Origin of the sequence: Vibrio galatheae (assembly GCF_000967545.1) — a bacterium.
Taxonomy (GTDB): Bacteria; Pseudomonadota; Gammaproteobacteria; order Enterobacterales; family Vibrionaceae; genus Vibrio; species Vibrio galatheae.
Window position 1 is genome coordinate 183,540 of the sequence record NZ_JXXV01000016.1, and the last position, 13,087, is coordinate 196,626.

The 13,087-nt window shown below is 44.7% G+C and carries 16 protein-coding genes; 12 read left to right on the top strand and 4 right to left on the bottom strand.

From position 1 onward, the window contains the following. The first annotated feature begins 2 nt into the window (after positions 1 to 2). Together bioC and bioD are read left to right on the top strand one after the other, a co-directional pair. Complete coding sequence (gene bioC / locus TW81_RS09360) at positions 3 to 806, top strand: malonyl-ACP O-methyltransferase BioC (protein ID WP_045955445.1); 804 nt, start codon at positions 3 to 5, stop codon at positions 804 to 806. Continuing rightward, positions 803 to 1,486 (top strand): dethiobiotin synthase, encoded by a 684-nt coding sequence (gene bioD, locus TW81_RS09365; protein ID WP_045955446.1) that lies wholly within the window; start codon positions 803 to 805, stop codon positions 1,484 to 1,486. Before bioC ends, bioD begins: the two co-directional genes overlap by 4 nt. A gap of 48 nt (positions 1,487 to 1,534) precedes the next feature. On the opposite strand, the gene TW81_RS19425 is transcribed toward bioD, so the two are convergent. Continuing rightward, positions 1,535 to 1,702, bottom strand: coding sequence for a hypothetical protein (locus TW81_RS19425; RefSeq protein ID WP_204243996.1), 168 nt, complete (start codon positions 1,700 to 1,702; stop codon positions 1,535 to 1,537). Positions 1,703 to 2,002: 300 nt separating this feature from the next. Between TW81_RS19425 and htpX the strand changes: the two genes are divergently transcribed. The 9 genes from htpX (at position 2,003) to TW81_RS09410 (ending at position 9,109) form a co-directional block, all read left to right on the top strand. After that, positions 2,003 to 2,866 carry a protease HtpX gene (htpX, locus tag TW81_RS09370; RefSeq protein WP_045955447.1) on the top strand — a complete coding sequence of 288 codons (864 nt, stop codon included), beginning with the start codon at positions 2,003 to 2,005 and terminating at the stop codon, positions 2,864 to 2,866. A 188-nt stretch (positions 2,867 to 3,054) separates the two neighbouring features. Next, positions 3,055 to 3,474: a nuclear transport factor 2 family protein gene (locus TW81_RS09375; RefSeq protein ID WP_045955448.1), complete on the top strand. Its 420-nt coding sequence runs from the start codon at positions 3,055 to 3,057 to the stop codon at positions 3,472 to 3,474. Next, positions 3,471 to 4,199, top strand: coding sequence for an SDR family NAD(P)-dependent oxidoreductase (locus tag TW81_RS09380; protein WP_045955449.1), 729 nt, complete (start codon positions 3,471 to 3,473; stop codon positions 4,197 to 4,199). The genes TW81_RS09375 and TW81_RS09380 overlap by 4 nt, the downstream gene beginning before the upstream one ends. 10 nt (positions 4,200 to 4,209) lie before the next feature. Next, positions 4,210 to 5,490, top strand: coding sequence for an NAD(P)/FAD-dependent oxidoreductase (locus TW81_RS09385; RefSeq protein WP_045955450.1), 1,281 nt, complete (start codon positions 4,210 to 4,212; stop codon positions 5,488 to 5,490). A 1-nt stretch (position 5,491) separates the two neighbouring features. Beyond that, positions 5,492 to 6,271: a DUF1365 domain-containing protein gene (locus tag TW81_RS09390; protein WP_045955451.1), complete on the top strand. Its 780-nt coding sequence runs from the start codon at positions 5,492 to 5,494 to the stop codon at positions 6,269 to 6,271. A gap of 15 nt (positions 6,272 to 6,286) precedes the next feature. Then, positions 6,287 to 7,534: an SAM-dependent methyltransferase gene (locus TW81_RS09395; protein ID WP_045955452.1), complete on the top strand. Its 1,248-nt coding sequence runs from the start codon at positions 6,287 to 6,289 to the stop codon at positions 7,532 to 7,534. A gap of 21 nt (positions 7,535 to 7,555) precedes the next feature. Continuing rightward, complete coding sequence (locus TW81_RS09400) at positions 7,556 to 8,077, top strand: DUF2878 domain-containing protein (protein WP_045955453.1); 522 nt, start codon at positions 7,556 to 7,558, stop codon at positions 8,075 to 8,077. Continuing rightward, positions 8,031 to 8,579, top strand: a complete 549-nt coding sequence (locus TW81_RS09405; protein WP_045955454.1) for a chalcone isomerase family protein — start codon at positions 8,031 to 8,033, stop codon at positions 8,577 to 8,579. Before TW81_RS09400 ends, TW81_RS09405 begins: the two co-directional genes overlap by 47 nt. After that, a complete protein-coding gene (locus tag TW81_RS09410; protein WP_045955455.1) occupies positions 8,576 to 9,109 on the top strand; it encodes a DUF3833 domain-containing protein in 534 nt (177 codons plus the stop codon). The genes TW81_RS09405 and TW81_RS09410 overlap by 4 nt, the downstream gene beginning before the upstream one ends. A gap of 83 nt (positions 9,110 to 9,192) precedes the next feature. Here TW81_RS09410 and purB read toward each other — a convergent pair whose 3' ends face one another. From purB to mnmA, 3 genes are all read right to left on the bottom strand, one after another. Beyond that, the gene (gene purB / locus TW81_RS09415) at positions 9,193 to 10,563 is read right to left on the bottom strand and encodes an adenylosuccinate lyase (protein ID WP_045955456.1); all 1,371 of its coding nucleotides are present in this window, start codon (positions 10,561 to 10,563) and stop codon (positions 9,193 to 9,195) included. A 163-nt stretch (positions 10,564 to 10,726) separates the two neighbouring features. Next, positions 10,727 to 11,344 (bottom strand): high frequency lysogenization protein HflD, encoded by a 618-nt coding sequence (hflD, locus tag TW81_RS09420; RefSeq protein WP_045955457.1) that lies wholly within the window; start codon positions 11,342 to 11,344, stop codon positions 10,727 to 10,729. Between the two features lie 29 nt (positions 11,345 to 11,373). Next, positions 11,374 to 12,510 (bottom strand): tRNA 2-thiouridine(34) synthase MnmA, encoded by a 1,137-nt coding sequence (mnmA, locus tag TW81_RS09425; RefSeq protein ID WP_045955458.1) that lies wholly within the window; start codon positions 12,508 to 12,510, stop codon positions 11,374 to 11,376. Between the two features lie 195 nt (positions 12,511 to 12,705). Here mnmA and TW81_RS09430 point away from each other — a divergent pair, with 195 nt between their 5' ends. Next, complete coding sequence (locus TW81_RS09430) at positions 12,706 to 12,975, top strand: hypothetical protein (protein WP_045955459.1); 270 nt, start codon at positions 12,706 to 12,708, stop codon at positions 12,973 to 12,975. Positions 12,976 to 13,087: the final 112 nt, after the last annotated feature.

The following is a 13,087-nucleotide window of genomic DNA, read 5'->3' on the forward strand; positions in this document are numbered from 1 at the left end:
CGATGAATCAAGCTGTACAGCTAGAGACACGAGAAGGTGTGGATAAATCTGCAGTGGCGAACGCTTTTAGCCGCGCGGCCGCAACCTACGATCAGCATGCTGCATTTCAGCGCGATGTCGGTCATAGACTACTCGACATGATGCCTGCAGACCTTAGTGGTAAAACTGTGCTAGATCTTGGTTGTGGTACCGGTTATTTCTCAGCGGAGTTACTGAAACGTGGGGCCTTGGTAGTTTGCTGTGATCTTTCCGCTCAAATGCTTGCAGCCGCTAAATCTCGTTGTGGCAATCAACGAGTGCTATACCAACAAGGGGACGCAGAGTGTTTGCCGTTTGACAACCATCAATTCGACTATGTATTTTCTAGTCTCGCGCTGCAGTGGTGTGATGACCTGAGCGTTCCGTTAAAAGAGATAAAGCGCGTAGTGAAAGCGAAAGGGAGCGCGTATTTTTCGACATTAATCGACGGGTCGCTCTACGAGTTAAAGCAAGCGTGGCGAAAAATTGACTCACATCAACACGTCAACGAGTTTGTCTCAATCAATCAGATAAACATTGCGTTAGCGCAATCTGATTGCCAGTCCCATCAACTAGACTTAGCGCCTATCAAGGTTTGGTACCAGACAGCTTTTGCCCTTATGCGTGATTTAAAAGGCATCGGAGCGACCCATGTTAACGGCCGTTCTACGGGGCTGACAAGTCGTCGTTCACTTCTTAAAGTTGAACATGAGTACCTTACCTTTCGAAATCATCAGGGTCTTCTACCTGCAACATATCAGGTCTGTTTAGGGGTTATTAATCTATGATTGATGCATTTTTTATTGCGGGTACGGATACCGATGTTGGAAAAACGGTCGCTTCAAAAGCGATCTTAAATGCGCTAGCAGAAAAGGATTTAAAAACGATTGGTTACAAACCTGTAGCCGCGGGCAGTGAAAAAACGGAACATGGTTTTCGTAATTCAGACGCTTTATATCTACAAGAAGCGGCGACAGTTGATGTCGCTTATGACAACGTCAATCCATATGCATTGGCGCTACCAGCGTCTCCTCATATTGCGGCGCGTCGTGAAAACATCACGATTGAGTATCAAGTGTTGAGCGACAAGCTAGCGCAACACAAGCAGCATTCGGATATCGTTCTGGTTGAGGGCGCGGGCGGCTGGCGAGTTCCTGTGTCAGAACACGAGTGCCTATCGAGCTGGGTTCAACAAGAGAAGCTGCCAGTGGTACTTGTGGTCGGTATTAAACTTGGTTGTTTGAGTCATGCGATGCTCACGCTTGACGCTATCAAAGCGGATGGTCTAGAAGTGATTGGTTGGGTTGCAAATCGCGTCAACCCTGGTACTGAGCATTATGCTGATATCATTGCAATGTTAGAAAGCAAAATTGATGCGCCAAAGTTAGGTGAAATTCCTTATGTACCTAAGGTTAAGCGTAAAGATTTAGCCAAATATATTGATGTCTCTCCGTTACTAGAATACTAAAATGCAAAAGGCTGCCAAACGGCAGCCTTATTTCAATCTATCTCTATATTATCTTTCTTGGTTTAAACCCATCAGCGCGCTTTGAGTTTCAATAATGCGTTTTTGAGTTTGATCTTCAACCGAGATTCCGAGCTGCTGTTTAGCCTCTTCCTCAGAGATGCCAAGGTGGCAACACAACAGATCAATAGCCATTTGATAGTTGCTAGTTTCAACCATGATTGCGGTCCCTTGTTACATGGGTATTTAGTCTGCAGACAATCTAACAGGTTTGAAGTGAGTAACAATACGACCAAAGTCTAAGACAATCTAGGTGATGAGCTTTGTCTTGTTTACCCTTATTGTAACGAATTGATCTTAAACCTTCTCTTGCTGCTAACATTCTCGAAATCAAATGTTTCAATTTACTTCTTAACCTTGTAATTAAAGGGGATAGACTATATCTAATAAGTAAAGAAAAGCTTTAAGAGCCAATCTTAGAGAATATAATAAAATGCTTCCGTTTTTTGGAGAAAAGTAATGAAGCGAGTCATGTTATTTCTTGCAACCAACTTAGCTGTTGTTCTGGTGTTAAGTGTTGTACTCAATATTGTCTATGCTGCAACGGGCATGCAACCAGGTAGTTTGTCCGGTTTGCTTGTTATGGCGGCGGTGTTTGGTTTCGGCGGTTCATTTATCTCGTTGATGATGTCAAAAGGTATGGCACTGCGCTCTGTTGGCGGTAAGGTAATCGAGAGTCCGCGCAACGAGACGGAGCATTGGCTATTAGAAACGGTTCGTCGTCAATCTGAGCAAGTTGGGATTGGTATGCCAACGGTCGCTATCTACGATTCAGCAGACATCAACGCATTTGCCACAGGTGCAAAGCGAGATGACTCTTTAGTCGCTGTGTCTACGGGTTTGCTACACAATATGACTCGCGATGAAGCTGAGGCAGTACTTGCTCACGAAGTGAGTCATATTGCTAACGGCGACATGGTGACCATGACCTTGATGCAAGGTGTTGTAAACACATTCGTTATCTTCCTTTCTCGCTTTATTGCCAATATTGTGGCATCAAACGACAACGAAGAGGAAGGTGGCAGCAATATGATGGTTTACTTCGGTGTCAGTATGGTACTTGAACTGGTGTTTGGCTTCTTAGCAAGTTTTATCACCATGTGGTACAGCCGCCATCGTGAATTCCATGCTGACGCTGGTGCCGCGCAACTGGTTGGTAAGCATAAGATGATTGCGGCTCTGGAGCGCCTCAAAGTGAGTCACGAGTCTCAACTAGAAGGCTCTATGATGGCGTTTGGTATCAATGGTAAGCGTTCTATGACAGAGCTGCTGATGAGCCACCCACCACTTGATAAACGTATTTCTGCATTACGTAATTCGTAATAAACAATTCTAATTATTTGAAAAGGCTTGGTTTATAACCAAGCCTTTTTTTGATCTGTTATCCCTACTTTCACGTACAAGCTATACAAAAACTTATACAATAAAATATTTGTATAACTTTTGAAAATCATCTAAGGTATAAATATTGTACAAAAATAATAATAGTACAACTTATGTGAGGTGTGGAAATGGATGTGCAAAGTGTTGGCGCAGTTTACCAGCAATTAAACAAGTCGAACCTTCACCTGCTGTCTGGCGTGTACCACCAAGATGTGGTGTTTGAAGATGCCGCGCATAGGCTTGAGGGCTGGAGCGAGTTAGAGCGCTATTTCGAGACGCTTTACACCAACGTAACGCGTTGTGAATTTAATATCATTGAGCATCAGCAAGTGGCAGATGGAGGTTTTCTCACTTGGCAAATGGTACTTGAGCATCCGCGATTGTCGAAAGGAGAGATGATTTCCGTAAACGGAGTCAGCCATTTGAAGTTTTCTCAAGGAAAGGTCATCTACCACAGAGATTATTTTGATTTAGGAGAGATGCTCTACGAAAACTTGCCATTGCTGGGCTCTGTCATCAAAACCATTAAACAGAGGCTCGGTAAATGAACACGGTATTGATAACAGGGGCGACTTCTGGAATAGGGCTACAGTTGGCAAGAGACTACGCACAATCAAATGTTCATGTTTATGCGTGTGGAAGAAACAGACAGCGTTTAGAAAAACTTGTCGCTGAGCATAACAACGTTACGCCACTGGCGTTTGACCTTACAGACTTAGCCGCGACACATGATGCTTTGAGTGAGCTAGCAGTCACACCGGATTTGTGGATCTTAAATGCTGGTGACTGTGAATATGTAGACGACGGCAAGCTAGATGCTGAGTTAATCAAGCGTGTATTTGACATTAATGTTATTGGCTTGAGTAATGCGATAGCCGCATGTCAGCGCTATTTTTCTTCAGGTCAGCGTTTAGCCATCGTTGGCTCTATCGCTAGTGAAGTTGCTCTGCCACGTGCCGAAGCTTATGGTGCCTCTAAAGCTGCGGTTAGCTATTTAGCTCGGGCACTGCAACTGGATCTCAAGCCGAGTGGAGTTGAGGTTTCCATTATATACCCAGGATTTGTCAAAACGCCGTTAACCGACAAAAACACCTTCCAAATGCCGATGCTGATCTCACCTGAGCGCGCCTCGAAAGAGATCCGTGACGGATTGGCCGCTGGAAAAAGTCATATCTATTTCCCGAAAAGATTTACCTCAATTCTACGCCTGATTGGTGTATTGCCATACCGGTGGCAAAACGCTCTGACAGCCAAATTACTTGCACAAGGATAGGAGTTTCATCATGAAAATAGCAATTATCGGTACTGGTATTTCAGGGTTAACATGTGGTTACTACTTGCATAAAGAACATGATGTCACTTTATTCGAAGCAAATGACTATATTGGTGGTCACACCGCGACCGTGGATGTTGAAGTCGAAGGCCAGTCTTATGCTGTCGACACCGGATTTATCGTTTATAACGATCGTACTTACCCAAACTTTATTGCCTTGATGGACGAGATTGGTGTGCAAGGCACGCCAAGTCAAATGAGCTTTAGTGTCAGAAACGACAGCAATGGCCTGGAATACAACGGCCACACTCTCTCCACCTTGTTCGCCCAAAAACGTAACTGGATTAACCCTCAATTCTATTCATTCATATTTGAGATTCTACGTTTTAACAAGCAGGTGAAACAGTTTGCCACACAGCCAAGTGCGTCAAAGACGACCTTAGGTGACTTTCTCACCTCAAATCGCTTCAGTGATTATTTTTGTGATAATTATATCTTGCCTATGGGCGCTGCAATATGGTCTTCGACCTTGGCTGACATGAGGGCGTTTCCATTAGCATTTTTTGCTCGCTTCTTTCTCAATCATGGTTTGCTTGATGTTACCAACCGACCTCAGTGGTATGTGATTAACGGCGGCTCACGTGCTTACATTAAACCCTTAACTCAAGGGTTTATCGATAACATCCGTTTAAACACGCCCGTTGAGTCGGTTGTTCGTGATCAGGCAGGGGTCATTGTGCAGCTGAAAGGGCATAGTGAACGTTTTGACCAAGTCATATTTGCCTGTCATAGCGACCAAGCCTTGCGCTTACTTGGTGACGCTAGTGCCCAAGAAGACGCTGTGTTATCCAATCTGGCTTATCAAGCGAATGAAGTGGTGCTTCATACTGACGAGAGTCTATTGCCCAAACGCAAAGCCGCATGGGCGTCGTGGAACTATTGGTTAGATGGTAGTCAAGCAGAGCATTCGCGAGCACCGACCCTGACATATAACATGAACATTTTGCAGCACATTCAGGCACCACAAACTTTTTGTGTGTCACTCAACAGCAGTGAGCAGATAGATGAAAGCAAAATATTGAAGCGCTTCGAGTACCATCATCCGGTGTTCAACCAGCAATCCATTGAAGCGCAATCCAGACGAGAAGAAATCAACGGCATGTCTCGCACTTGGTTTTGCGGTGCTTATTGGTACAACGGCTTCCACGAGGATGGCGTGCGCAGTGCACTTGATGTTGTGCGAGGTATTCAACTAGTAGAATCCACTCTGAGCAAGCAGGGAGCGGCGTAACATGTCTAGCATACAAAATAGCTGCTTGTTTATCGGCGATGTGCGTCATCGGCGTTTTGCACCGATAGAGCATGCATTGAATTATCGCCTTTTTATGCCTTGTCTGGACCTTGACGAGCTAGAACTCTTGCAGAGTAAAGTGTGGGGATTTGGCACTCAATGGTGGCACTGGGCGAGGTTTAAACGCCAAGACTATCTTGGGAAAGGGGACTTAAAACAGGCGGTACTTAGTAAGGTGTGTGAGCTTGGGGGGACTAACGTGAATGGCAGCGTAAAAGCCGTGTTACACCTGAGATACTTTGGTATCTATTTCAGTCCGGTTAATTTCTATTACATTTATGACCAGAAACAGCAGTGGCGATATCTGTTGGCTGAGGTGAGTAACACACCGTGGAATGAACGCTACTACTATCTTCTCGATGCGCAAGATCAATCGACTTGGCAACATGAGAAAGCCTTTCACGTCTCACCGTTTAACCCCATCGAGCAACAGTATCAGTGGAAGATTAAACCGATCAATGAGCGCTTATCCATTCATCTTGAGTGTCATCGTGATGGAAAAGAATTTGATGCCACGTTAAAAATGGCGAAGCAGCCGCTAAATTCGCGAGCGTTACTTAAACAACTGATCGTCACCCCGGTCATGGCAGTAAAAGTAACAATAGGTATTTACTGGCATGCACTCAAACTATGGATAAAAGGTGCGCCTTTTTACTCCCACCCTCGTTCTCGCAAGAGTGAGGATGTTAAGCCTTCTCAACGCACGAAAATAGAACAATAACAAGGAGCCGAGGACATGATTAATTCTCAAACTTTGCCTTTGCCTAAGCAATTAACATCGATTCAAAAGACGGCAAAAAACATCGCATTTAACTGTTTGCGCAAGCTTCAGTTTGGTTCCCTAACCGTTATTGAGTCATTTTCGGAACACAGTTGCCAGCAAGTCAGAGAGTCATTTGGCCGACCAGAGCAAGGCCAGCCCAGTGCAATCATTGAGGTTAAAAACCCTGCTTTCTATGCCCGTTTGCTTAAAGGTGGCAGCATTGCCGCTGGCGAGTCCTATATGGACGGTTGGTGGGACAGTCCTGACCTTACGGCATTAATGGAGTTAATGGCGCTCAATCTAGCGACGCTCGATTCCATTGAGAACCGTTCAAGCTTTGTTTCAAAGCTAATGCTTCAGGTGAGTCATTGGTTAAATCGAAATACGATTGAAAACTCGGCGAAAAACATCGAAGCCCATTATGATCTGAGCAATGAACTCTATCAGACGTTTCTCGATAGCCGCATGCTTTATTCCTCAGGCATTTATGCGTCGGAGTCTGATAGTTTGGAACAGGCGCAACTCAACAAGATGGAACGTTTGTGTCAGCAACTTGAGCTCAGCTCTCATGATTCGGTGATCGAAATCGGTACGGGGTGGGGGGCGATGGCTATTTATATGGCAGAGAACTATGGCTGTCATGTAACGACGACAACCATATCTGAGCAACAATACCAATATACGCAGCAAAAAATTGCAGAGAAGGGACTTGAGCACAAAATCACTTTGCTAAAGCAAGATTACCGTTTGTTAGAAGGTACGTACGATAAGTTGGTTTCGATTGAAATGATCGAGGCGGTAGGTAAGCAGTTTTTGACGTCTTACATCCAAAAATGTCAATCGCTGTTAAAGTCTGGTGGGTTAATGGCGATTCAAGCGATCACTATTGCCGATCAGCGATACGAGTACTACAGCAATAATGTCGACTTTATCCAAAAGTATATTTTCCCTGGCGGCTTTTTGCCGTCAATAACCGCGCTAACTCAGGCAACAACCAAGCACAGTGACTTTGTACTAAGAGACCTGTTTGACATTGGCCCAGACTACGCGAAAACACTACGAGATTGGTACTTGCGCTTTAATCAGGCTCATAAAGAGGTCACCCAACTGGGCTTCGATGACAGGTTTGTTTGCATGTGGAACTACTACTTTTGTTACTGCGAAGGCGGTTTCCGCGCCAAATCAATCAGTACTGTCCATATGACATTTCAGCGCCCCTAAATAGGCGTAGAGGATATATCTATGACGCGAATACTTCTTGTCTCAACTTGGTTTCAAATCGTATGGTTTTGCGCCGTTATTGGCAATGACAATTGGCAACCTCTAACTCTGTTATTAGTCACTGCCACCTTGGTCATTTCTGCATTGAAAACAACGATTAATTGGTACAAATATTCGCTGATAGTCACCTTAGGTGTGGCGGTTGATTTTACTAACTCATCATTTGGGTTATTCCAGTTTGAGGCACAGCAGTTTCCATTGTGGTTAGTGGCGTTATGGATGATTTTTGCTTGGTATGCCCATTTTCTATACCCAATGTTGAGCCAATACCCGTTGGCTGTCGTATCAATAGTAGGCGGTATTGGCGGTACACTAAGTTACTGCGCGGGTGAAAGCCTTGGCGCAGTTGTTTTTGGGGCGTCGATATTTACCATGACGGCCATTTTACTGGTCGAATGGAGTCTCATCATTGCTTTGGTTATTAAGGTGTATGGATATGAAAACAGTAACGTTAGCCGTGGCTTGTCTCGTTTTAGCAAGTGACGCTTTCGCCTCATCGCCGACAAATAGTGAGAGCGAGAGTTGGAGAAAATGGACGCAAGTAGGGCAAGCGCAGTTGACGGTATTTTTGTTTGATATTTACCGGTCGCAGCTATTTACACCCAGTGGTCACTATGCGCTAGAACAAGATATTTCGCCCCATCCACTTGCGCTTTCGATCACTTATCAGCGTGACATTTCGCAGCAGCAGTTGCTCGATGCGACATTGAAGCAATGGGCCAAACTTGGCTATCAGAAAAGCAAGACCAGTGAGTGGGCCACAAAACTTGAAACCATCTTCCCTGACATCGAACAAGGTAACAATCTTACTTATGTTACGGATGGCTCAACAGGTCGATTTTATTATTCTCATTCGGAAGCTTCTCAGCAATTAATTGGCTCAATTGACGAAGAGACGTTTAATGATGCCTTTCTGGCCATATGGTTGTCACCCGAGACGGCGTATCCGCAGTTAAGGGATGGTTTAATCGGGAGGAATCAATGATAAAGCAAATCAGATACTTTGCCTTGGCCTTACTCTCTTTAACTCTAGTTTTCGGGTGTTCAAGTGACCTAGAAGATTATGCTGAGGCGCAACCACAGTTTAATTTGTTTGAATACTTTCATGGTCAGTCAACTGCTTGGGGAATGGTACAAGACTTTACAACGATGCAAACTCGACGCTTTGAAGTTGCTATCGTGGGACGTGTTGAAGGTAATACATTAACCCTAGTCGAGGATTTTGTCTTCGATGACGGTGAGAAGTCTCAGCGTATTTGGACGATTGAACGCTTGGGTAGTGGTTATTATCAAGGTCGTGCTGATGACATCATCGGGATCGCTAAAGGTAAAGAAGTGGGTAATGCACTGCAGTGGCAATATGATTTTGAGCTGAAAATGGAAGACTCCACGCTAGTTGTTACTTTTGATGATTGGCTTTACCGACAAGATGCTCAGCACGTGTTCAATGTGACCAAAATTCGCAAGTTCGGCTTTGAGGTGGGACGTATTACGTTGTTTTTTCAAAAGCAATAACAGTTCCTCTCGGTCTTTTGTGACAGAAATAAAAAGGGTTGATGTATTTGCATCAACCCTCGATATTCTTCGATTCTTGAATCTTATAGCTTATCGGTTAGCTCGATTGCTTGACCAATGTAGTTCGCCGGCGTCATCTCTTTGAGGCGGGCTTTTTCGTGCTCAGGAAGCTCAAGACCGTCGATGAAATTACGCATTGCTTCGCCGTCTACACGCTTACCACGAGTTAGCTCTTTTAACTTCTCGTATGGCTTCTCGATACCGTAGCGACGCATAACCGTTTGTACAGGCTCAGCCAGCACTTCCCAGTTTTTGTCTAGCTCAGCAAGAAGGGCTTCGCGGTTTACTTCTAGCTTGCTGATGCCTTTTAGCGTCGAAGTATACGCGATGATCGCATAACCAACACCAACACCTAGGTTACGTAGAACTGTTGAGTCTGTCAGGTCACGCTGCCAGCGAGAGATAGGCAGTTTTTGTGCTAGATGGCCGAACACTGCGTTCGCAAGACCTAGGTTACCTTCAGAGTTTTCAAAGTCGATTGGGTTAACTTTGTGTGGCATTGTCGATGAGCCGATTTCACCAGCAATGGTCTTTTGCTTGAAGTGGCCTAATGCGATGTAACCCCATACGTCACGATCGAAGTCGATTAGGATAGTGTTGAAACGCGCTACTGCATCGAATAACTCAGCGATGTAATCGTGTGGCTCGATCTGAGTTGTGTATGGGTTCCAGGTAACGCCTAAAGACTCAGTGATAAACTCTTCAGAGAATTGGTGCCAATCTAGCTCTGGGTAAGCCGACAGGTGTGCGTTGTAGTTACCTACAGCACCGTTGATTTTCGCTAGGATTTCAACGTTTGCAATTTGCTTGTATTGACGTTCCATGCGGTACGCAACGTTAGCCATCTCTTTACCCATCGTTGATGGAGAAGCTGGTTGGCCGTGAGTACGAGACAGCAATGGAATGTCTCGGTACTCAACAGCAAGCGCCTTAATGGCATCAATGATGTTTTTGATTTCAGGGAGAATGACTTCATCACGAGCTTCTTTAAGCATTAGCGCGTGAGAAGTGTTGTTGATGTCTTCTGACGTACAAGCGAAGTGGATGAACTCGTTAACTGCATGAAGCTCAGGCACAGCCGCCACTTTTTCTTTAAGGAAGTATTCAACCGCTTTAACGTCGTGGTTAGTTGTACGCTCGATTTCTTTGATGCGCGCTGCGTCTTGTTCAGAGAAGTTCGCGGCTAGAGCATCTAAGAACTGGTTAGCTTCTGCGCTGAATGCAGGTACTTCGGCGATCTCATCGGTTGCTGCAAGCTTTTGTAACCAACGAATTTCAACGATAGAGCGGTACTTTAGTAGTCCAAACTCACTAAAGATGCTGCGAAGTGCGATGGTTTTGCTTCCGTAACGACCGTCTACTGGTGAAACAGCAGTCAATGCTGACAGTTCCATGATGTTCTCCTGAAAATTGAGTTGCTAAATTTTGTGTGCTTTATACCAATAACAAGCGCATTTGTCACGAACATTGCGCAAACGTTTGCGTTAGCCTGTTTTTAAACAAAGTATGCTGGCATAAAAAAGAAGCTCGCGAGTGGCGCGAGCTAATAAATTCGTTCTACATTCGGGCTAAAAGAATCTGTGCCTGTTCAACCATTTTCTTACGTCCGAAGATTAGGTGACGACGTTTACCACCCACTTGACGCCAGAGTACCGCACTCCGAATACCCGATAGGAGCAATGCGCGAACTTTATGCTGGTTTGCGGTTTGTTGCAGTACCGAAGGCGTGCCTGTCACTTGAATACGTGGCCCAACAGGGCTGATGACATCAAGATAGACACTGGCTAGATTGCTGATCATTTGCTCGTCAAGTAGCTCAAAGTGATCGAGTTGACGTTCTAACATTTGAATGCGGTCACCGAGTTGTGACATCGCATCATTGCGTGATTGCAGTTTACGTTCAAGCGCCATTAGGCTGATGATATAACGTGTTATCTCACTGCCATTGGGTGTACTGTCGATACCTTTTACCAAGCATTCTAAACCGAACTTTAGGTCAGATTCGCGACCAAAAACACCCACAGTATTACTTGGGTTGGTGTTCATGATCGCTTTGAGTGAAGTTTCAAACGCGTCGGAGTCACAGTGACCGTTTTTTGCGACTTGTTGTACCAAAGCAACAGCTTGGCAAATTCCGGCAAAGGCGATGGTACGGTCATATAGTGTGTTGGCCACGTAGTTCTACTCCTAATATACAGCTGAATTTAAATGCGTTCTTCGATGATACCGCCACCCAAGCAAATTTCTCCTTGATAGAACACAGCAGATTGACCTGGCGTGACAGCGATTTGTGGTTGGTCAAAAATCACTTTGATGTTTTCATCATCGATAGGGATGATAGTACATGGGATATCTGTTTGACGGTAGCGTGTTTTTACAGTGCATTGTAACGGTTCTTTAATCGCCTCACGATCAACCCAGTGCAGTTGTGATGCAATCAAACCTTGTGACTTAAGCATTGGGTGATCTTTACCTTGTACCGCGATAAGAACGTTACGTTTCAGATCTTTATCACCAACAAACCATGGGTCTTCGTTACCACCGCCGCCTTTCTGACCACCAATGTGGAGTCCTTTACGTTGGCCTAGAGTGTGGTACATCAAACCATTGTGTTGACCGATCACTTTGCCTTCAGGAGTTTCGATATTTCCCGGTTGTGCTGGAAGGTAACGGCCTAAGAAATCTGTAAATTTACGCTCACCAATAAAGCAGATGCCAGTTGAGTCCTTTTTCTTCGCTGTAATTAGGTCTTGTTCTTCAGCAATGCGGCGTACTTCTGGTTTTTCCAAGTCACCTACAGGGAACAGGCTGCGTGCAACTTGAGCACTGCTCAGTGTATATAAGAAGTAGCTTTGATCTTTGTTGCTGTCTAGGCCACGTAGCATCTTTGGCTTATCGCCGTTGGCGACTTCTTCAGCGCTTGGGAAGGTGCGGCGAACATAATGACCCATGGCAATATAATCTGCATCGAGCACTTCATCAGCAAATTCTAAGAATGCTTTGAATTTGATTTCTTTGTTACACAGAATATCAGGGTTAGGTGTTCGACCGGCTTTATATTCTGCAAGGAAGTACTCAAATACGTTGTCCCAATATTCGGCAGCAAAGTTTATCGTGTGTAAGTGAATGCCTAGCTTGTCACAAACCGCTTGTGCATCGGCAAGATCTTCGGCTGCTGTACAGTATTCTTCGTTGTCATCTTCTTCCCAGTTCTTCATAAACAGGCCTTCAACTTGGTAACCCTGTTGTTTTAGAAGATACGCAGATACAGATGAATCAACGCCACCGGACATACCAACGATGACTTTCTTTTGACTGTTATCAGTACAGTTGTCAGACATTACTAAACACCACTTAAATTAACTGGACGCAGATTTTATCAGAAAGCATTCCTAGGGGACAGATCCGAGATCGAACTCACACTTCGAAATCGACCATAATTTACCCGCTCGCCAACTGAAATCAGCGGATAATTGAGTATAGAAGTTCTATATGTGGCATAGTGGCGAAAATTCAAGATAGTCAGAGTAATTAGCATGAGTGAAGAAAACCAAATCATCGAAGAAGCCCAGTTAATCGAGGTGATTGAAAACCAAGTGGAGGATGGTAACCCTATCAAGGCGAAAGAGACCTTGATGCGTCTGATGATGACGGGAACACCACGTGAAGAAGCCGTCGCTATGATGGCTTGTGCCGTGGCGATTGAGATTTTCGATGTGATGAAAAATGAAGGCGAGTTTAATTTAAAGCGTTACGCTGAAAACCTTGATCGACTACCTGACTTGAGTTTTATGGAAGGCGAATAGGGCGTTTCTGTTTAATGACTAATAGCACTTGCATCATGCAGGTGCTTACTCGTTTATTCCCCCTCTTAGTTTATTACCTCACGGAATGCCCTGATTTAAATTGATGATGCAA